The sequence below is a fragment of the Roseateles aquae genome (assembly GCF_032337115.1).
GTDB classification, from domain to species: Bacteria; Pseudomonadota; Gammaproteobacteria; order Burkholderiales; family Burkholderiaceae_C; genus Roseateles_C; species Roseateles_C aquae.
In genome coordinates this window covers 86,792-107,997 of sequence record NZ_JAVXZY010000001.1, presented here as the reverse complement: position 1 = coordinate 107,997, position 21,206 = coordinate 86,792, and the positions used below count along the sequence as shown (strand labels likewise).

At 65.6% G+C, this 21,206-nt stretch carries 15 protein-coding genes; all 15 read left to right on the top strand.

Going from position 1 to position 21,206, the window contains the following annotated elements:
- Positions 1-236 precede the first annotated feature (236 nt).
- From RQP53_RS00470 to RQP53_RS00400, 15 genes are read left to right on the top strand one after another with little or no spacing between them, the layout of a single operon-like run.
- Positions 237-2,369, top strand: coding sequence for an AMP-binding protein (locus RQP53_RS00470; protein ID WP_315647964.1), 2,133 nt, complete (start codon positions 237-239; stop codon positions 2,367-2,369).
- Positions 2,363-2,632 carry a hypothetical protein gene (locus RQP53_RS00465; RefSeq protein WP_315647963.1) on the top strand — a complete coding sequence of 90 codons (270 nt, stop codon included), beginning with the start codon at positions 2,363-2,365 and terminating at the stop codon, positions 2,630-2,632. The genes RQP53_RS00470 and RQP53_RS00465 overlap by 7 nt, the downstream gene beginning before the upstream one ends.
- Positions 2,629-3,762, top strand: a complete 1,134-nt coding sequence (locus RQP53_RS00460; protein WP_315647962.1) for a Rieske 2Fe-2S domain-containing protein — start codon at positions 2,629-2,631, stop codon at positions 3,760-3,762. Before RQP53_RS00465 ends, RQP53_RS00460 begins: the two co-directional genes overlap by 4 nt.
- Positions 3,763-3,800: 38 nt before the next feature.
- Positions 3,801-5,423 (top strand): aminotransferase class I/II-fold pyridoxal phosphate-dependent enzyme, encoded by a 1,623-nt coding sequence (locus tag RQP53_RS00455; protein WP_315647961.1) that lies wholly within the window; start codon positions 3,801-3,803, stop codon positions 5,421-5,423.
- A complete protein-coding gene (locus RQP53_RS00450) occupies positions 5,410-7,020 on the top strand; it encodes an AMP-binding protein (protein ID WP_315647960.1) in 1,611 nt (536 codons plus the stop codon). Before RQP53_RS00455 ends, RQP53_RS00450 begins: the two co-directional genes overlap by 14 nt.
- Entirely contained in the window at positions 7,017-9,548 is a 2,532-nt protein-coding gene (locus tag RQP53_RS00445; protein ID WP_315647959.1) for a beta-ketoacyl synthase N-terminal-like domain-containing protein, read from the top strand. The genes RQP53_RS00450 and RQP53_RS00445 overlap by 4 nt, the downstream gene beginning before the upstream one ends.
- Before the next feature lie 2 nt (positions 9,549-9,550).
- The gene (locus RQP53_RS00440) at positions 9,551-10,741 is read left to right on the top strand and encodes an acyl-CoA dehydrogenase family protein (protein WP_315647958.1); all 1,191 of its coding nucleotides are present in this window, start codon (positions 9,551-9,553) and stop codon (positions 10,739-10,741) included.
- A gap of 1 nt (position 10,742) precedes the next feature.
- A complete protein-coding gene (locus tag RQP53_RS00435) occupies positions 10,743-13,550 on the top strand; it encodes an aminotransferase class III-fold pyridoxal phosphate-dependent enzyme (protein ID WP_315647957.1) in 2,808 nt (935 codons plus the stop codon).
- A gap of 8 nt (positions 13,551-13,558) precedes the next feature.
- A complete protein-coding gene (locus RQP53_RS00430) occupies positions 13,559-14,707 on the top strand; it encodes a nitroreductase family protein (protein ID WP_315647956.1) in 1,149 nt (382 codons plus the stop codon).
- Between the two features lie 26 nt (positions 14,708-14,733).
- The gene (locus RQP53_RS00425) at positions 14,734-15,510 is read left to right on the top strand and encodes an outer membrane lipoprotein-sorting protein (RefSeq protein WP_315647954.1); all 777 of its coding nucleotides are present in this window, start codon (positions 14,734-14,736) and stop codon (positions 15,508-15,510) included.
- Positions 15,510-16,928, top strand: coding sequence for an ABC transporter permease (locus RQP53_RS00420; RefSeq protein ID WP_315647952.1), 1,419 nt, complete (start codon positions 15,510-15,512; stop codon positions 16,926-16,928). Before RQP53_RS00425 ends, RQP53_RS00420 begins: the two co-directional genes overlap by 1 nt.
- Entirely contained in the window at positions 16,925-18,208 is a 1,284-nt protein-coding gene (locus RQP53_RS00415; RefSeq protein ID WP_315647951.1) for an ABC transporter permease, read from the top strand. Before RQP53_RS00420 ends, RQP53_RS00415 begins: the two co-directional genes overlap by 4 nt.
- Entirely contained in the window at positions 18,201-18,926 is a 726-nt protein-coding gene (locus tag RQP53_RS00410; protein WP_315647950.1) for an ABC transporter ATP-binding protein, read from the top strand. Before RQP53_RS00415 ends, RQP53_RS00410 begins: the two co-directional genes overlap by 8 nt.
- Positions 18,916-20,157 carry a hypothetical protein gene (locus tag RQP53_RS00405; RefSeq protein WP_315647949.1) on the top strand — a complete coding sequence of 414 codons (1,242 nt, stop codon included), beginning with the start codon at positions 18,916-18,918 and terminating at the stop codon, positions 20,155-20,157. The genes RQP53_RS00410 and RQP53_RS00405 overlap by 11 nt, the downstream gene beginning before the upstream one ends.
- A 22-nt stretch (positions 20,158-20,179) precedes the next feature.
- Positions 20,180-21,187 carry a class I SAM-dependent methyltransferase gene (locus RQP53_RS00400; protein WP_315647948.1) on the top strand — a complete coding sequence of 336 codons (1,008 nt, stop codon included), beginning with the start codon at positions 20,180-20,182 and terminating at the stop codon, positions 21,185-21,187.
- Positions 21,188-21,206 lie beyond the last annotated feature (19 nt).

Sequence of the window (21,206 nt, the reverse complement as noted above, 5' to 3'; positions counted from 1 at the left end):
CTTGCTTCGGCATTCAATTGACGCTGATCTTGATTGTCATTCGAAGTGCGCAGATGCCCATGACATAACCAAGAATGGCCGCCTACCAGCTTTGGTAGGTTACGCCGAACAGGCCTTCCGAGACACTGAGCCGCATCGCAAAAGGGGCTAGTCATGCTGGGTAAAGGTGATCGAAGGTGGACAGGCAACACATGCGGCAATGGCCGATTGGCAGCACAGCTGTGGAGTGCCTGGTCGTGAGCAGGTCGGCACTGCTTGATCGGCCTGAGTTCAGCGGCGCCAAGCCGCTGGGCGCCCCTGCAGCCGGCCCCGCCGCCGGCACGTCAGGCCATGACTTGGCAGGCAGCTTTCTCGAGACCTTGCGACTCAATGCAGCCGCTGATCCAGACGGTATGGTCTACCGCTTCATGTCCGTCGGTGGTGAGCAGGAGTCGCTCAGCAATCGGGCATTGGCGCAATGGATCGGGCGCTATGCCGGGGCGATCCGCGCGATGCACAACAGCAGCGCCGAGGAACCCAGCAAGATCGTGCTGCTCTTGCCGCAGGGCAAAGACTTTGTGGCCGCTTTCTTTGCCTGCATCGCTGCCGAGGCCATCGCAGTGCCGAGCTTCCCGCCCAAGAATCAGGCCCAAGCCGACCGCCTCAAGCTCGTGCTGATGGACCTGGCCGAGTGCATCGTGCTGGCCGACCGTGACTGCCTGTTGAACGAGGTGGCCGAGCTGCGCAAGGATCCTGAGCTGGCGCGGGTCAGCTGGATCGATATCGAAGAGCTTGCACAGGCACCGGTGAAGCCCTTGCATGAGTTCTCCGCCCGCCCCGAGGCCATCGCGATGCTGCAGTACACCTCGGGCTCGACCGGGGTGCCGCGTGGCGTGATGGTCTCCAACCGCAATATGGTGGAGAACTCCGAGCTGATCAAGCAGGCTTTCGGTCACCAGCGGCCGGACCGCCGCTCGGTGATCTGGCTGCCGCCCTATCACGACATGGGCCTGATCGGCGGCGTGCTACAGGCGGTTCATGCCGCCTACCCCGCGCTGCTGATGCCAACCAGCCTGTTCGTGCGCCACCCGCTGCGCTGGCTGAAAGCAATCGAGGAGTTTCGCGGCACCAGCAGCGGTGGTCCCAACTTCGCCTTTCAGATGTGCGTGGACAGCGTGCGTGAGCGCGACCTGGCGCGGCTGGATCTGAGCAGCTGGGATATCGCCTTCTGCGGCGCCGAGCCGATCAGCCACGAGACCATGGTGGCCTTCTCCAGGAAATTCGCCGCAGCGGGCTTCCGCCCATCGGCCATCTACCCCTGCTATGGCATGGCAGAGACGACCTTGATGGTGTCCGGCAAGCATTATCTGGAGGACATGCGCTCGCTGTATGTCGACGCGCATGCGCTGGCACACGGGCATGTCAGCCTGAGCCGGGCAGAGGCACCAGGCAGTCGTGCGCTGGTCAGCTGTGGCGCCGTTCACCCATCCCTGGATTTGCGCATCGTTGATCCGCAGCTGGGCATTGAGCGTGCCCAACGTGAAATCGGCGAACTGTGGGTCAGCGGCCCCAGCGTGACACAGGGCTACTGGAACCATGTCGAGAAGACCCTGCAGACCTTTGACCAGCCGCTGGCCGGTCGCGCGCAGCGCTATCTGCGCACCGGCGATCTGGGCTTTATCGAGCAGGGGCAGCTCTATGTCACAGGCCGGATCAAGGAGGTGCTGATTGTTCGCGGCGCCAACCACTATCCGCAGGACATCGAGCAGGAATGCGCGCTGGCCTGCCCGGAGTTTGTCAACTGCCGCGCTGGCGCCTTCGCCGTGCCCGGGCTGGCACATGAGCAGGTGGTGATCGCGCTGGAGGTCCCGCGCGTGCCCATCGAGCACGATCAGATTGCCCAGCGCATCAACAAACGTCTGGTCGAGAAGTTCGGCATTCATGCCGACGTGATCCTGTTTGTTCCCCGCAAGACGATCAAGACAACGACCTCGGGCAAGTTGCAACGCCTGGCATTGCGCAATGACTATCTGTCCAACAAGCTGCCGAACTATCACGTCTGGCAGCAGGCGCCAACAGCGCCGGAGCCCGCGGCGCTGACACCGTTCAGCGCGGCCAGCGTCGAGGACGTGCTGCAGTGGATCACCCAGCGCATCGCGACCATCACCCGGCTCGAGCCCGGCCGCATCCATCCCGACGACAGCTTTGCTGATCTGGCGCTGGACTCGGTGGCCTCTCTGGAGATCGTCTCGGAGCTGGACCATCAACACGGCATCGGCGTCGCTCCCGAAGCGCTCTACACGCACAACACGCCCATGCTGCTGGCGACCGAGATCTTCAAGCTGGCCCAGGCCATGCTGCCCACGACACAGGAGAGTCGCTCATGCTGAGCGCTAATTCAATTGCCGATCGGCTTGCCCAGTTCATCAGCCTGAGCTTTCTCGAGCGTGACGAGGCCGAGCTGACGGCCGAGACCCCCTTGCTGGACCTGAACATTCTCGACTCGGCCTCGCTGTTTGACGTGGTCGACTTTGTCCGCGCCGAATGGGCCGTTCACATCCCTGCCAACGAGATTCATCCTGAAAACTTCGCCAGCATCAGTCGGCTCGACCAACTGATCAGCCGGCTCCTTAGCACTGAGGCGACATCATGATTCCGAACCAGTGGTACGCGATTCTTCGCAGCGAAGACGTCAAGAAGAAACCGGTGGGCGTGACGCGCTTCTCCAAGAAGCTCGTGCTTTATCGTGACACCCGAGGCAAGGTGGTCTGCCTGGACGATCGCTGTCCACACAAGGGCGTGCCGCTGAGCCATGGCCAGCAACACGGCGATCTGATCGCCTGTCCGTATCACGGCTTTCAGTACGACGCCAGCGGCCAGTGCGTACACATGCCGGTGCTGGGCAAGAACGGTACACCACCGAAGGCGATGTGCGTGCGCTCCTATGCGCTGCGCGAGGAGCACGGCCTGATCTGGTTCTGGACCGGCGACGAACAGGCCACGCCAGTCGGTGAAGTGCCGATGTTCGAGGAGTTCAGCAGCTACCAGGGCTTCACTTCCCGCTATGGCTGGGATGCGCCGGTGCACTACACCCGCTATGTAGAGAGCGTCTGCGAGGTCTACCACGTGCCCTTTGTGCACAAGGGCTCGGCGCTGAATATCTGGGACCCCAAGGGTGGCCGTGTCGACAACTTCGAGTGCCATCTGCAAGGCACGCTGATTCGCAGCGAATTCATCCTGCGCGCCGACGACGAGCGCACGGCCGAGGAAACGTTGACGGCCAAGACGCCGTGGACGCGCGGCTGGCGCATCGGCGTGGACGTGCTGATGCCCAATATGGTGCAGATCCGCAATGATGTCTTCGACGTCTATCTGATCGCCACGCCGATCGATGACGACAACACCTGGGTCTGCGTTTGCTACAAGGAACCCAAACGCGACCTGCTCTTCCCCTTTATCAAGCCGCTGCCCATCCCGGGCTGGCGTCGTGTGCGCCCCTGGCTGATGTGCCGGATGGAGCGCTACATCCAGCAGGCCAAGGACATGGAAGCACTGCGTGGCCAAACGCCGCGCATCTCCCACCTGAAGGCGAACAAGCTGCTGCCGCTGGACAAGGTCAACGCGCACTACCTGCGGCTGCGTGAATCGCTGACCCAGGCCGCACTGTCACAGCGTGCCGAGCCAGCGAGCCAAGCCATCCACTTCGTGGCTCGCCATCCCACCGCGACGGAGCCCAGCCACACCAACGTCGCCCAGTCGGCCACATCAAGCCTTTTGTCCTGAGCTTGTGTACCGCAGATGAATTGCTCGAGGTCTACACCATGAACCAAGCCGTACTTCAGCCCGTCGCCGACAAGACCCAGGTGATCCGCACCGTGGTGAGAACGCACTCCCAATACGACGACAGCGAGCTGCTGCCGACGGCGCTGCTGCAGGAAGACCTGGGCATCGACTCCATCATGTTGGCCGCCATCGTCGCCGACCTCAACAAGATCTTCGCGCCGAGCAAGCAGCTGCGCCCTGACGAGTTCGACACGCTGGACTCCTTGATCCGCAAGTTCGCCAGCCTGGAGCTGCCGCAGATCCGCCCGGTAGACCTGCCCCAGGAGCCGGAGCGGCACAGGCCGCAGCAGGAAGGCGGCGCAGCGAAAGCGAACGAGACTGACGCCGCCTTGACCATGCGTGATTTCGTCGGCGATTCCAGTCCCGACCCCTTCGCCAAGACCGAACGGTTTGCGGCCTTCCTGCACAGCCGCCAGCAGCAGGGTCTGTTCTGGTACGGCATGGCCTCCAAGGGCCTGTGCAGCAACCGCGCCGTCATCCACGACGAATACGAAGGCCGTGATCGCGAGTTCCTGCTCTTTGCCTCAAACAACTACCTGGGCCTGGCCAACGAACCGCGGGTGCTTGAGGCCATCATCCGCACCACGCGATCACATGGCGCCACCAACACCGGCAGCCGGCTGATCGGCGGCACGACCGATCTGCACAAGGAGCTCGAGTACCGGTTGGCCCAGCTCAAGGGCCGCGAGGACTGCATCGTCTTCCCGTCCGGCTATTCGGCCAATCTGGGCGCGATCTCGGCGCTGCTGGGGCCCAATGACCTCGCCATCACCGATATGTACAACCACATGAGCATCCAGGATGGCTGCAAGCTGTCGGGGGCCCAGAAGCGCATCTTTGCGCACAACGACATGGCCTCGCTGGAAGAGGTGCTGCAACGCAGCCAGGACAGGCGCGGCGGGCGGATGATCGTCGTCGACGGCGTGTTCAGCATGCATGGCGACATCGTCAAGCTGCCCGAACTGGTGCGCCTGGCCAAGCACTACGGTGCCCGCGTGCTGGTCGACGATGCTCACTCCACCGGCGTGCTGGGCGCCAGCGGCTCGGGCACGACCGAACACTTCGGCATGAAGGGCGAGGCCGACCTCGAGGTCGGCACCATGAGCAAGGCACTCGGCGGCCAGGGGGGGTTCATTGCCGGCGACAAGCGGGTGATCGACTACCTGCGCTTCTACGCCAACTCCTATGTCTTTGCCGCGACGATTCCGGCACCGGTTGCCGCCGGCCTGATCGAGTCGATCTCGCTGATGCAGACCGAGCCGCAAAGGCTGGCGGCCCTGTGGGACAACATCCGCTATCTGAAGAGCCGCCTCGACGCGCTGGGCTTCAACACCGAGCATTCCGACAGCGCCATCATCCCGGTCGTCATCGGCAATGAGCAGCGCGCGATGGAGCTGGGCCGTTCGGTGCGCCGGCGCGGCATGTTCTGCCAGACCGTCGTCTTCCCCGGCGTTGCCGTCGGCGATGCCCGGCTGCGCATCAGCGTGATGTCCAGTCACACCCGTGAAGATCTGGACGAAGCCGTACGCATCCTGCGTGAAGCCGCCGAAGAGAATGGCTTGCCCCTGAACACGGCCGGAGGTGCGCATGGACACGCTTGAACAGCGCTGGCTGCCTGTCCATGCCCAACTCGCCGAACAGGCTAGCTCCCGCCCTGATGCCCCATTCCTGTTGGCCGATGGCGGCATCAGCTATGCCAGCGCGGCAGCCTGGGTCGCACATATCTCGACCACACACTTGCAGCGCTTTTCGGGCCAGCGTGTCGCGCTCTGCCTGGACAAGGGCAATGCCTATGCGCTGTCCATCCTGGCGGCCCTCTACGCCAACTGCAGCTACGTGCCCATCGACGGCGCGCAACCGGCGCAGCGCGTCGCGATGATTCTTGCGGACGCGGCGCCGACGGTGCTGATCTGCGACCACTCGCATGCCTGCAGCCTGATCGAGCTGGGGCTGCCGGATAGCGTCGTGCTGTTGCTGGTGCATAGCGAGCTGCCGCTGCCCGAGAGCGCTGCCGTGCCCGCCGGCGTTGAGGTGCATCATCTTGCCCACCACCTCGCCCATCCGAGCGTTCAGCCGGCGACCGGCGAGTCCCTGGCGCTGCCCGACACCTCAGCCTGTCAGCCTGGCGATTTGGCCGCCCTGCTCTACACCTCGGGCTCCACCGGAAGCCCCAAAGGCGTACAGCTCAGCCATCTGAACCTGAGCAACTTCGTGCAGTGGGCAGTGGCCGAGCTGCGGCTGACGCCGAGCGACCGCCTTCTGAATCTGGCCAGTTTCAATTTCGACCTCAGCACCTTCGACCTGTTCGGCAGTCTGCTGGCCGGCGCCTCGCTGTACGTGAGCCATGAGCGCGAATCGGCCCATGTCAGCCGGGTTGGCGAACTGCTGCGCGAGCAGGCCATCACCACCATTTACAGCGTGCCCTCGATGTTCGCACTGCTGAACCGTTCGGCGGCCTGGCCAGCGCTGGACGCACAGGCGCTGCGCCATCTGGTGTTTGCCGGCGAGGTCATGCCCAAGCCGCAGCTCAAGCTGATGGCCAAGGCCGTTTCACCGGCTTGCCAGCTCTACAACTTCTATGGGCCAACAGAAACCAACGTTTGCCTCTTCCACCGTGTCAGTGCTGAGGATCTGGCCTGTGACGAGCCGCTGCCCATCGGCCAGCCGATCGACGGTGCCACGGTTTGGCTGGTCGATGAGCACGGCCATTACCGCGCCGATGAGGGCGCGGTTGGCGAGGTCTGGGTGGCGGGCCGTTGCGTCACTCCAGGCTATTGGCAGCGTCAGGATCCGCGCAATGCGTTGAATCACCAGCGCGGCATGCACGCCACCGGCGATTACGGCGAGTGGCAGGGCGGCAGGCTGCTTTACCGCGGCCGGATCGATCGCATGCTGAAGCTGAGCGGCTACCGCGTCGAACTCGGCGAAATCGAGTCCATCCTGGCGCGCCATCCGCAGCTTCAGGAAGTTGCGGTGATTGCCGAAAGCGTGAACCCACCCAAGCTGGTGGCCCACTATGTGAGCCGGGATCCCGAGCAGCGCCTCGGCGCGCTGGAGCTGAAGGCATTTTGTGCCGCTCATCTGCCCAAGTACATGGTGCCCCATGTGTTGATCCAGCGGACAGCGCTGCCCAAGAATGCCAATGGCAAGATCGACTATCGCGCGCTGCGCGAAGGCCAGGAACCGGTGACGGCGTGAACCACACAGACTCCACAGCACTGCCGCGGGGCTGGGCCATCACGGGGCTGGCCTGCCGCTATCCGGGCATAGAGTCCACCGAGCAGCTGCGCAGCCGGCTGTTCGATCCCGCGGCGCCGAGCCCGGCACTCGCGGCAGACGAGCGCAATCGCCTGCCGCCGCCGCGCGCCAGCTACGCTGACTTTGGCATTCCGCCGATCTACCGAGCCTCGATCAACCGTGTGCAGCTCGATGTGCTGGATGCGGCGCGGGCCGCCCTGATGCAGGCGGGCCTGGCGCAGGGCGGCATCGACGCCGAACACACCGATGTGGTCTTTGTCACGGCATTTGGCCTGAATCGATGCCACGAGAACGAGGCGCGGATGCTCGGCGTCGAGCTGGCCGCGGCCTATGCCGAGGGCCTGCCGGAGCAGGATCAGCAGCGCTTTGTCGCCCATGCCAAGCTCAAGCTCGACCACGCCTTCGCGGCCAGCTCACACGACAAGGTGGGCGAGATGGCCAGCACGGTGGCGGCGCGCATCGCTGCCTGCTTCAAGCTGCGCGGTCGCGCGATTGCGCTGGAGGCGCAGGACGTGGGCGGTGTTGAAGCGCTGCTCACGGCGCTGGATGCGTTATCGCAAGCCCGAGCGCGTGCCGTGCTGGTGGTTGGCGCGCAGCGGCTTGAATCGGCACTGCTGCGCCAGACTCTGGCCCGGCACCTGGACGCCGATCGGCTCGCGCAGCTTAGTGAAGGTTGCTGTGCACTTGTCCTGCAGGGCGGCGATGTGCAGCCGCAGCGCGTGTTGGCGCGACTGGCCGATGTGCGGCTGAGCAGCCTGCAAAGCTGGCAACAACTGGTCAGCGGATGGGGAGCGGCTGCCGATAGCCACGAAGAGACAGCGTATTGGGCCTTGGGCGGCCAGCTCGACGTCGCGCAGATTCGGCCGCTGGTGCGCGCCAATGATGGCGTCAGTTCTCAGCTGGGCATCTGCGGCTATGGCCACGCCATTGAGGCGCTCAGCACCTTGGCCCACGCGGTCCTGGCTCAGCAACAGCGACCAACACACCGCGTGCGGGTGATAGGCGCCGGACTCGCGGGCCAGGCCTATGCAATGCGACTTCTGCCCGCCAATGCCGGCGCGGCCGTGGCTGCGGTTCAGCAAGCGCCGGTGGCCGTGATCGGCGCCGGTGCCTGGTTCGGCCCGGCGCGCGGTCTGCAGCAGTACTGGCAGCAGCTGCAAAGTGCTCAGGCGCAGTTCCGAGCGCTGGACGCCGAACGCTTTCGCCCGGCGCTGTTCGCGTCCAGCGAGGAAACGGCACCGCTGTCCTACTACATTCAATCCGCGTCCTTCACCGAGGCAGCGCAGCGCCAGGGGCGAAGCGCAGATCCGGCTGCCCTGCCCTTGGCCCTGGCCGTCGCCCAGGAAGCGTTTGATGCGGTCAAGACCGCACCGCCTTGGGCCAGCAACCAGGAGTTGCTGGTGCTGGTGGCCACCAATCTGACGCTGGATGTCGAGCGCCGGCTGGCCGCGCTGGAGTTGCAGCCCCGTATAGAGGCGGTGTTGCAGTCCTTGGGGCAGGAATGGAAGCTCGGCGAGGCACAGCAGGAAGCCGGCATGCAGGCAATGCGCCGGGCGGCCCTGGCCTATGGCCGTGGCGACGATGGCGCTCCCCTCCAGCTGGCCGACGACGCGCTCGCCAGACTGCCCGCCAGCGGCATGGCCGCTCGCATCGCCAAGACCCTCGGCTTGGACCATGCGCGAGGCCTGGCCATCGAGGCGGCGTGCGCGGGCTCATTGGCCGCCATCGAGCTGGCCATGCTGAGCCTGCGCAGCGGCCGTGCTGCTGCGGCCCTGGTCATCGGCGTTGAGCTGCCTGTCAACGTGCATGACCTCTGCCTCTGCGCCGCGCAGCGCATGTTGGCCCCCGGTGTGATCGCCACGTTTACCGATCAGGCCACCGGCTTCACCCCCGGTGATGGGGCCGGCGCTGTGCTGCTGACCCTGCAAAGCAGCGCCGAGCAAGAAGCGCAGCCGATGCTGGCTGCACTGCGCGCGATTGCTTCCTGCACCGAGAGCAAGTCCATCATCGCGCCCAATACCGCAGGCCAGGTCAGCTCGATGCAGCGCGCTTTTGCGCAAGTCGATCACCCGCCTGCGGCCATCAGCTATGTCGAAACGCATGGCACTGGCACCTTGATCGGCGATGAAGTCGAGATCGAATCGCTGGCTGCGGTCTACGGTGCCTCGGCGCGTCTTCAGCCGCTGCGCCTTGGGGCATTGAAGAGCAGCTTTGGTCATTGCTTTGCGGCGGCAGGCATGGCCAGCGTGGTCAAGACCCTGCTGGCGCTGCAGCACGAGCGCTTGCCGGCCAACCATTTCGCGCACCCGCTCAAGGCCGAGCTGGGCTTTGAACAGCGCGGCTTCGACCCCTTGCAGCAGCCCTGCGAGTGGCCGCGCCATGCCGATCTGCCTCGGCGCGCCGCCGTCAACGCCTTCGGCACCGGCGGCATCAATGTCCACCTGCTGATCGACGACTGCTGTCTCTGACCATGGATTTCTCCCCACATCCCCTTCACGCCAGGCTCGTCGCGGACATCCGCCGACTGGCACCGGCACTGCACGACACGCAACTCGGCGAACGTGATCGCCTGGCGCTGTTCTCGCGCGACCTCTGGGGCGTGCTCTGCCGTGCCCGGCTGCATGTGCTGCCGGCCGCCGACTCATTTGGCGGCCAGGCTGCAGGTGCTGCAGCGCTGGCCCAGGCCCTGGAGGCCTTGGGCGAACACTGCGAGGACACCGGCCTGGTGTTCGCCTTGGCCGCACATCTGTGCGCCTGCGTCCACCCGCTGGTGGCCCATGGCAGTGCCGAGCAGCAGGCGCTGTGGTTGCCACGCATTGCCGAGCAAGGCTGGATTGGCGCCCATGCCATCACCGAGGAAGAGGCCGGCTCCGACGTTAACGCCATGCGCACCATGGCGGTACGCGAGGGCGATGGGTATCGCATTGATGGCGTCAAGCGCTACATCACCAATGCCCCGGTCTGCGATTTCGTGCTGGTTCATGCAAGAACGGCCGACAAGGGCAGCTTCCTCGACTTCTCCACCTTCATCCTGCCGCGCAATGCCCCCGGACTGAAGATTTCCAAACAGCCGCACGAAAAGATCGGCCTGCGCACCACGGCCATGGGCGATATTCACTTCGAAGGCGTCCATGTCAGCGAAGCGCAGCGCATCGGTGCCCAAGGCAGTGGCGGCCCCATCTTTCAGGCCAGCATGGAGCTGGAGCGCACCTGCCTGTTCGCGATGTACCTGGGCGTAATGCAAAGACAGTTGCGCTTGAGTTGCCAGCGCGCCGAGGGCCGAGTCCAGTTCGGCCAGGCCTTGATCGAGCAGCAGGCCGTGTCCCATCGCCTGGCAGATATGAAGCTGCGGCTGGAGGCCGCACGACTGGCCACCGCCCGCGCGGCCTGGAGCCTCGATCACCCGCCGGCCGATCCCAGCGCCAGTGCGATCGCCAAGCTGCTGGTTTCCGAGGCCAGCATACGCAACGGGCTTGATGCCTTGCAGATCCATGGTGCATCGGGTGTGCTCAGCGGCGACATCGAACGCCAGCTGCGCAACGCCCTTCCTTCATCGCTGTTCTCTGGCACCACCGAGGTACTGAAGAACCATCTGGTGCGCCAGCTGCGTGCCGAGTGCCGCCGCGCCACGCGTGCACAGGCCGTGCCAGGAGTCGCCTGATATGGAACATCTGGTCGGTCAGGCGACGCTCTCGCGCGAACAGCTGCTGGCCCACGCTGGCTTGCTGGTCGAATACAGCCGTGCGCGCGGCAACTGGCTGGACATGGACGATGGCCACGGCGAGCTGCAAGCCGTGCTGGATCTGGTCGGCGGTTTCGGTGCCTGTCTGCTGGGCCATAACCATCCGGAGTTGCAGGCCGTCTTGCAAGGCTGCCTGCAAGCGCAGAAGCCCTTTCTGGCGCAAGGCTCGCTGCGCCGCCAGGCCGGCGAGCTGAAGCAAGCCTTGGCCAGCTACTTGCTGCAACATACCGGGCAGGACTACAGCATCAATCTGCTGAGCACCGGCACCGAGGCGGTCGAGGCCGCGATCAAGCATGCCGGCCTGGCCTATTGCAAACGCCTGACGCGACTCGGCGATGCGCTGGCCGCCAATGTGCGGGCGCTGCAAACCCGCGTCGAGCGTGGCAGCGCAACGATAGACGAGGATTTTCTGCGCGATTGCGAGCGCCAGCTCGGCCGCGAACCGCTCAGCAACCTCGATGAGCTGCTCAGCGCGCTGGCCGCGCACAACCAGCAGGCGCTGGACACCGAACCCTTCATCGCCAGCTTCGAATACGCCTTTCACGGCAAGACGCTCGGCGCGCTGGCGGTTACCTGGAATCGCGACGCTCGCCTGCCCTTCATTCGCAACAACCCGAACGCCGTCTTCATCACCGATCCGAGCCGCTTTCTCGATGCCGTCAGCAAGCGCATGGTCAGCTACTACGAGTTCGAGTTCGAGCCGCTGCGCCTGACTGAACGTCGGCACAGCGGACTGACGGCCTTGATCTATGAGCCCGTACAGGGCGAAGGTGGCGTGGTCGAGCTCGACGAGCAGCGCGCCGCACTGCTGCACGAGCTGCGCCAGCGCCACCCCGAGGTGGCCATCATTGCCGATGAGATCCAGTGCGGCCTCGGGCGCACGGGCCGGCCCGTCGAGAGCCAGGCACGCGGTCTGCCCAACGACTATCTGTGCTTTTCCAAATCGCTGGGCGGCGGGCTCACCAAGGTGTCGGCACTGGCGGTTCGCAGCGCCGACTACCACCCGGAGTTCGGCCTGCTGCACACCTCGACCTTTGCCGAGGACGATCTGTCATCAGCAGTGGCCAGACGAACGCTGGAGATCATCCAACGCGATGGCATTGCCGCACGCTGCGAAGCCATCGGCCACGCCTTTCTCGAAGGCCTGCAGGTCTTGCAGCGCCGCTGGCCCAAGGTGCTGAAGGCGGTGCGTGGCCGCGGCTGCATGCTCGGCATCGAGCTCGCCGACTTCTCGCAGCATCCATCGGCGGTGCTGTCCAGTCTCAGCGAGGAGAAGCTGCTTGGCATCGTCTGCGCGGGCTATCTGCTCCACGAGCATCGCGTGCGCATCCTGCCATCGATGGGGCGGCGCGGCGTTCTGCGCATTCAGCCTTCCGCCTATCTGCAAGCCGACGAGATGCAGCTGGCCCTGCAGGCACTGAATCAGCTGTGTGAGCGCTTGCAGCATGCCGATGTGGCCGGCCTGGTGGCCTACCTCGCCGGTGGGCCACGGCCGACGCCAGGCCCTGATGCACCCCGGCACGCGGCCAAGCCCGAAGCCTTTGAGCACGATGACGGCAAGGCAGTCGAACGGATCGGCTTCATCGCCCATCTGATCGACGCCAACAGCATCCGCCAATGGGACCCCGCGCTGGCCGGCTTTGACGACGAGCAACTCGACGAAATGCGTCAACAGGTGCAGCCGGTGCTGACGCCGCGCATCGTCGCGCGGCGACGGGTGCGCTCGGCGCTGGGTCGTGAAGTCGAGCTGCTGCTCTATGGCGTGCTGATGGACAGCCAGGCCATAGACACCGATATGCGCTTCAACAAAAGCGAGATCGTGCGGCGTCAGGTGCGCAGCGCCTACCGGCAGGCGCGGCTCGACGGCTGCAGCCTGGTTGGCTTTGGCGGCTATACCTCCATCGTCACCGCCAACTGCACCGAGTTTGATGAAGAGCATCCGGCCGTCACCACCGGCAATGCGCTGACCGTTGCCAGCAGCATCGCCAGCATGCGCGCGGCAGCCCAGCGCCGTGGCATTGCGCTTGCTGACGCGCGCATCGCCATCGTCGGCGCGGCGGGCAATATCGGGCATGTCCACGCCACCTTGCTGGCCAGCGAATGCGCAGCGCTGAGCCTGGTTGGCCGCCCGGGCTCGCGTTCGCGGCTGCGCGTGGTGGCAGAGGACGTGGCCGGCGAGCTGCTGCGCCGCGCCGCGCAAGGCAGCGCGGATAGGGAGGCTGGCGCGCTGATCCAGCGCGCTCGAACCATCGGCAGGGGGCTGTCACCCCAACAGCTCTGCGAGCGTCTGCTCGACGAGCAGCTGCTGTGTTTGCTCGAGTCAACGCAGGACTGCCGCGACGCCGATATCGTCATCTGCGCGTCCAACAGCCCCGCGCCCATCCTGGACGCCCGCTGCTTTGCTGCCGACAAGCCGGTGCTGATCTGCGATCTGGCCATGCCCGGGGATGTCGACAAGGCCTCGGTCCGCCAGGCCCAGCACTTGACTCTGATACGTGGCGGCGTCGTCGATCTGCCGATGGCGCCTGATTTCTCGCTGCCCGGCATGCTGCTGGACCCCGGTCAGGTCTATGCCTGTGCCGGCGAGACGCTGCTGCTGGGCCTGGCCGGCGTGCGCATCGACTTCAGCAAGGGCCCGATACGGGCCGAGCAGGTGCGCGAGATCGAAGCACTTGCCCGTCTGCACGGCTTCGCACTGGGTCGCGACAAGACCACCGACGGCTTTTGAGCACCGACATGGACCAGCAAGGCCTTCAGCAGCTGCTCAGAAGCATCATCGCCACGGCGGCGCTGGCGCCTTCCTCGCACAACTGCCAGCCCTGGTCGGTGCGCTGCCTGGATCGCGAGCAATACGAAGCCATTGCACCGGACCTGCCGCCGTCGGGCGAGTGGACGCTGGCACTGCTGCTGGGCATTGATCGCCGCCGAGCCCTGGCCGCGCTGCCGGCTCTGGAGCGTGAAATGCGCATCAGCGTCGGTGGCTTCGCCAGCCTGCTGCTGAACCTGTTGCGCCTGACCGGCTTTGGCGTTCGCCTGCAGTGGCTGCCCAAGGGCTGGCAGTGCCGGCAGGAGCAGGAGCCGCTGCTGGCCCTGCTGCTGGAAGTGCCTGCCCAGCCGACGACATCACAGCATCCGTTGTGGCAGTGGATCGCCCGCAGGCACACGGTGCGCGGCCCCTTCCTGCCGGCCGCCAGATCAGCGCCGCTGCCGGCCGATCAAGCTTGCCTGCCCTATCACCTGGCCTGCAGCGCCGATGCGGCCACGCTGCACTGGCACTTTGTTCAGGGCGGCGAACTGCTGGAGCGTCTTGCCGGCTTCTACCGCATCCACGCGGCCGAGGACTTTCGCCATGGCGCAGCCTGGCGCGAGACCTATCGCCACCTCGATTTCTCCGCCGCCACGGGTCCACGGCCCCGCAGCGGCATCCACATCGATCGCTTGTTCGGCGCCCTGCCCGACTGGCAGCGTCGGCTCTACCAGTTCGCGCTGCATCCGACCGTCATGCGGCTGGCCGGCCCGCTGGGCCTGCATCGCCGGGTCGGTCGCGACTTTGAGTCGCTGGTGCGCCAGAGCGCCGCGATCGCCTACCTCTGCGCCGAGCCTGGCATCGGCGATGAGCGCCGCCAGCAGCTGCTGGCGGGCGAGCGCATCACCGAGCTGTGGCTCCGCGTCACCCGCGATGGCCAATCACTGCATCCGCTCAGCGTGGCGCTGCAACACCCGCGCATCGAACAGCAGCTGCGGCAGCTGCTCGGCTGCGATACGGCGGTGCTGTTCATCGCGCGCGTCGGTTCACCGGCGGCCCCGGCATCGCCGCCCCCGCGCTACCGCCGGGCCCCGGACAGCTATTGCTCCTTCGAATTCTCCGCTCAGGCCCATCAATGAAAACGCACCCACTATCCCGGCGAGCAGTGCTCTGCACCCTGGCCCTGCTGGCCAGTCCCACCCTGTGCCTGGCTGCCCCCGATCACGAGCAGCTGGGCCGCTGGATTCACGACGCCGAGAACGTGCTGCGTGGCAAGACCTCCGCGGCCGTGGTGTCGATGAAGATCAAGAAAGCCAGCTACGAACGCGACTACGAGCTGATGGTCTACACCGACGATAGGGCCAGCAGCAGCAAGGTGTTGATGCGCATGCTGGGCCCGGCGCTCTGGCGCGGCAATGCCACCCTGAAAGTGGCCGAGCGCATCAGCTTCTTTGACCCCCGCACCAGCCGCATCACGGTGATGGGCAGCACGATGCTGGGCGAAAACTGGATGGGCAGCCATTTCACGAACGACGATCTGATGCGCGAGACCGATCTGGCTCGCCATTACCAGTACAGGCTGCTCAACACCAGCAGCAGCAAGGATGAGTCAGGCGATCCGGTCACGCAGCAGCTGATTGAGCTGACGCCCTTGCCGCAGGCACCAGTCGCCTGGGCCAAGGTGCTCTACCGCCTCAATATCGGTGCCGACCAGCGTGCGCTGCCGCTCAGCGTCGAGTACTTCCGTCGGCAGGATGACGCCAAGCCGGCGCGCACGCTGGAGTACGCCGGCTTGAAGCTGATCGAACAGCGCAAGTTGCCGACCCGCCTGACCATGAGCCCCAGCGACGCACCCGGCGAATTCACCCGAATCGAATACCGAAAACTGAAGTTCGATGTCAGCTTTGCTGCAGACGATTTCTCCGAACGTGCGTTCCGCTGATGACGACCAACTTCAAGATGGCCTGGCGCAGCCTGGCACGCAATCGACGACGCAGCGTCGTGGCCGGCGCCGGCATGGCCTTGGCTATGGCCATGTGCATGGCCACGCTGGGCCTGATGGACGGGCTCAGCCGTGACCTGATCGAAAGCACCACCGATCTTGAGGTCGGCCATGTGCAGGTCCATCATCCGGCCTACCTCAGTTCGCGCCGGCTTGGCGACACCGTGCCCGCGGCAGCCATCGATCTGACTGCGCTGCGCCAACGGTCCGAGATCGAAGCCGCCAGCGCGCGCCTGTATGCCTGGGGCTACCTCAGCAGCGCGAGCAGCGCGGCCGGTGTGCAGCTGATGGGCATAGAGCCCAGCCAGGAACGCCGGGTCACGCGGGTGGCCAGCAAGATCAGCGCAGGCGAGTTCTTGCCGGTGGCTGCAACACCCTGGCCGGCGGCTCACGCGCTGACCGAGTCGCAGCAGGCCGAGGACCGCGAACTGACCGAAAGCGCCATCGAACAGGCCTTTGCCCGCTTTGAAGGCAAGGCACCACACCCGGCGCAGGAAGCGGCCGGCGATGCAGCGGCAGCGCGGATGGCCGAACAGCTAGCGCCTCGCCCGCTGCAGCCGCCCCCTGCGGTGCTGGGCGAACGACTGGCCGCCAATCTGGGCGTCAAGGTCGGCGACTCCGTGCAGCTGCTGTATGAAAGCACGCTGGGTGTGCAAAGCAGCCTTGACCTGCGCGTCGTCGGCCTGCTCAGCACCGGCTTGGAAGCGGTCGACCGCAGCCGCGTGCTGCTGCACAGCCAGGACTTGCAGCAGATGCTGATGCTCAATGGACGTGCCCATGAAATCGCCATCCGGCTGCACGACGCCCACGCGGCCGATCGCGTCGCCGAGGCGCTGGCCCGCGCCGGCAGCGACACCCTGCCGCGCGAGGTGCTGTCCTGGTCAAAGCTGCGGCCCGACATCACCGCGCTGATCGCCTCCAACCAGGCTTTGATGGGCTCGCTGGTCTTTATTGTTTTCCTGATTGCCGGCGTCGGCGTGCTCAACACCATGCTGGTCAGCGTGATGCAGCGGCAAAAGGAGATCAGCCTGCTCAAGGCATTGGGACGCCAGCCGGCGGCCATCGTCCGCCTGATCCTGCTTGAGACCCTCGTGCTTGCCGGCGCCGCTTGCGCAGCCGGATTGCTGCTCGGCACGGCTTGCAATGCCTATCTGCAACAGCACGGCATCGATTTGTCGGGCTTCGGCAGCTTCTCGATGTCCGGCGTCAGCGTGGCACCGGTGCTGCGTGCCGAGCTGAGCTGGCAGTCGGCCCTGTTGCCCAGCGCGAGTCTGCTGCTGGTGGCCCTGTTGGCTGCCTGGTTCCCGGCCCATGCGGCAGCGCGTGTGCCGGCGGCCGTCGGCCTGAGGTTCGAATGATGCTGTCAACCCGACTCGCTCTGCGCAATCTGCTGCGCAATCGACGCCGCAGCCTGCTGACGGCGCTGGTGATTGTTTGCACCTTGGTCCTGATGACGGTGTTCCAAGGCCTGTCCGACGGTGGCCACCGGGCCATGATCGAGGTGGGCGTGCGCATGGGGCTGGGCCACCTGATCGTCAATGGCCAGGGCTATGTCGAAAGCCCGTCGCTGAACCATCTGATTGGCAGCGCTGCTGGCCGACGCCAGGCGCTGGCCCGGGCCGTCCCGCAGGCGAGCCAGCTGGCGCTGCGGCTGCGCCTGAATGCCTTGATACAGGCCGGCGGGAACACGGTCGCAATTACTGCGTCTGGCGGCGAGGCCGAGCTGGAGGCCCAGCTCTCAGGCATTGCCGATCAACGTGCTGTGCGTCAGGGCCAGACGCTGGCCCACTTCGAAGCGCAAGCGCATGCACCGCAGGACCTGCCCGGCATCGTCATCGGCGAGCGGCTGGCACAGGCGCTCGGTGTGATGCTGGGCGATCGGGTCACCTTGACCGTCAAGCCTGCGCAGGGTCAGGAGTTCTCGCGCAGCGCCTTCCAGGTCGTCGGGCTGTTCCGCACCGGCATGGTGGAACTCGACAGCTTCTGGGCCGAAATCGGTCTGCTCGAGGCGCAGAAGCTGGCCCAGGTCAAGGACGCGGCCAGCCATATCGCCCTCTACCTGAGCGATGACACGCAGCTTGAGGCGGCGGCGCAGGCATTGGCGCAGGCGCTGCATCAGGAGAGCAAGGCGCAGCCCTTGCAGATGCAGCGCTGGAACGAAGCGGCGCCCGAGCTGCAGTCGGCGGTCTCGCTGGATGCCGCCGGCATGGTGATGCTGCAGGCCATCGTCATCGTCGTCGTTGCCGCGGGCATTCTCAACACCGTCGTGCTCTCGGTGATGAATCGCACCCGCGAGTTCGGCGTGATGCTGGCGCTGGGCTGCAGGCCGGGATTGATCGTGCGAACGGTCTTCATCGAGTCGATCTGCCTGGCCGGCGCCAGCGTCGCTTTGGGCCTGCTGATCGGCTTCCTCGCCCATCTGCATTTCGCCAGCGTCGGCTTGAACTTCCGCGAGATCTTCGGCACCAGCCTGGAAGCTGGCGGCGTGTTGCTGCCGGAGCGATTCTTCTCAGTGTTGAACCTGGACAAGCTGGCCCTCACCGCCGGTTTTGTGTTTGCGCTCACCCTGCTTGTCACCACCCTGCCCGCGCTCAAGGCGAGCCGGCTCACGCACATTCAATCGAGTCGTCATGCATAAGGCCAGCGTACCGCCCATCGTCATCGAAGCGCAGCAGCTCACCAAGGTGTTCATGCAAAAGCAGCAGAGCGTGCAGGCCTTGCGCGGTGTCGACCTGCAGGTGCGCAGCGGCGACTTCACGGTGATCTCCGGTCCGTCCGGTTCCGGCAAGACCACGCTGCTCAACATCCTCGGCCTGCTGGACGTTCCGACCAGCGGTCGTGTCAGCTTCGAGGGCCATGACCTGGCCGGCGCCAAGCCCGCCGATCTGGCGGCATTGCGACGCGATCACATCGGTTTTGTCTTTCAGGCCTACAACCTGATGCCCGTCCTGACCGCGGTGGAGAACACCGAGATGGTGATGGAGTTTCAAGGGGTGCCCGCCAACGAGCGTCGGCGGATCAGCGCCGAGCTGCTGCAGGCGCTGGGCCTGGGCGAATTGATGGATCGCTTTCCCGATCAGCTCAGCGGCGGGCAGCAGCAACGGGTCGCCGTCGCCCGCGCCATTGCCAGCAAGCCGCGCCTGGTGATTGCCGACGAGCCCACCGCCAATCTCGATTCCAAGACGGCAGACAGCCTGATGGATCTGATGAGCGAGCTCAACCACAAGCACGGCATCACCTTCGTCTTCAGCTCGCACGATCCGCATGTGATCCAGCGGGCACGCCGCGTACTGACACTGCGCGACGGCATCATCGTCAATGACAGCGCAGCACCCGAGGCCGCCCATGCGGCATGAAAGGCTGCTGGCGCTGCTGCTGACGCTGCACGGCGTGGCCGGCGGCGCGCCGCTGCCCACGTCGGCAGCGAGCCCATGCGCACAGAGCGTCCTGGAGGATGACACGCTCCAGACCGGCAGCGATGCATTCGAGTGGGGCGGCGTCGCTGAAGCCCGCCTGCTCATGCTGCGCCCCGAAGGCCTGGGCAGCAGCGAGCTGCGCCATGGCGTCTTGCGCCTGAATGTCGCCCAGCCACTTTCCAGCAGCAGCCGCCTCGTTGCGCAAGCACAGGCCGAATGGCTGGATGCCTCGGAGGCCTCGGCACTGGCCCTCGTGCCATCGGCGCTGGCACAGATCGACCGCGCACTGCCCCTGGTGTACAGCCGCGATCGAGCGACGCGCCGCTACAACCTGGGCTGGGACTGGCTCTACTGGCAGCGCAGCGGCGCGGCAGGGCGCATCACCCTGGGCCGCCAGCCGATAGCGACCTCGATCGGCAAGATCTGGTCGCCCGCGGACACCCTGGCGCCCTTCCACCCCAGCGACCTGGAGCGCCTGTACAAGCCAGGCGTCGACGCCTTGCAACTGGCTGCCTATGTGGCCGAAGGCAGCACCTTGAACGGCATTGTCAGCGTCCGCCGCGTCGAAGGCGAGCTGCAATGGAAGTGGCAGCAGCGGCTGGAGCTTGACCGCCCCTGGGGCAAGGCTGCCTTGATGCTTGGCGGCCGCCATGGGCAACGCATCGCCGGCGCTGCGCTGCAGGTCAACGATGTCGTCGGCAGCGATCTGTATGGCGAACTGCTCTGGCACCGCGCAGCGTCGCCGGCTCCAGTGCTGCAGGACCGTCAGCGTGAAGGCCTGCGTGCCATCCTCGGTGCCAGCCGCCATCTGGCGAGTGACACCACGGCCACGCTGGAGTACTTCCGGCAATCCGATGGTCAGAGCGATCCGGCGCACTACGTTGACCATGCCCGCTCCGCCGCCGCAACCGACCTGCCCTTCATGGGCATGGGGCGGCACTACCTGGGCTTTTCGCTGAACACCCAGCTGCATCCGCTGTTGGCGCTGGATGCCATTGTGCTGGCCAATCTCAGCGACCACAGCGCCAGCGCCACCGCAGCGCTGGCCTACACGCCGCTGCCCAATCTGAAGCTGCGCGCCAGCCTGGCCCTGCCCATCGCTGGCCGCCCGACCAGCGAGTACCGAAGCGCCGGAGCGGCGCTGCAAGTCGGCCTGCAGAGCTTTTTCTGACTTCTATGCCTGAAAGCCCGCCATGAACCTGTCCACGCTCCGCAAGCTGATCTTCGAGAAGAACATCCTGTCCTTTCTGCGCCTGTCGGGGCAGACACAGTCGCTCTATCGCTGTGCCTTTGCCACGGCCGCCGGGTCCAGCGGGGTGCTGAACCTGCTGTCCTCCGGCCCACGTGCAGCGCCGGAGATTGCCCAGGGCATGAAGCTGGGCAGCGACAAGCTGCATGCGCTGGAGGCCTGGCTGGAATGCGGTGTCAAGGCCGGAGAGCTGGCCTTGAGCGATGGCCGTTACCGGCTCAAGGGCAAGCTCTCACGCCTGCTGGCACAGCCCCGCAACGGCATCAGCGCTTCGCTGTTCGAGGAGGTGACCCGCTATCACTACGACGCCATCCTGCAGGCACCGCGCAAGCTGCGCGATAACGACAGCTACACGCTGGACGACCAGGACGGCGAGCTGATCGCGCGCTCGTCGCGGATTCTCGAGCCCTTCGTCGAAGAGGCGGTGGACTGGGCCTTCGCCGGGCGCCGACCACGCTCGGTGCTCGAGGTGGGCTGCGGCGCCGGGCACTACCTGCGCTATATGAAGCAGATCGCTCCGCAGCTTGAGGTGAGCGCTATCGACTACCAGGCCTCCGTCGTCGACGCGGCGCGGCGCAACCTCAGTGGCTGGGGCGTCAACGATGTGCTGGTCGAGCATGCCGATGTGTTCTCGCTCGACGACAGCCAGCGCTACGAGCTGATCACGCTGCACAACAACATCTACTACTTTGCCGCCGACCGCCGCGATGCCTTGCTGCGCAAGGTGCGCAGCCTGCTCGCCCCCTCGGGCCGTCTGCTGCTCACGAGTAGCTGCCAAGGGGGCAGCCCGGCAGTGGCGGCCCTGCATCTGTGGTGGTCGCTGTCCGATGTGCCCGGGGGACTGCCGGACAAACGCCAGCTCCAACAGCAGCTGCTGGACAGCGGCTTCACCGATGTACAGCTCAAGCAACTGCTGCCCGGCGAGAGCTACTACGGCTTTCTGGCCAGCTGAATCAACAAACCCAATGACT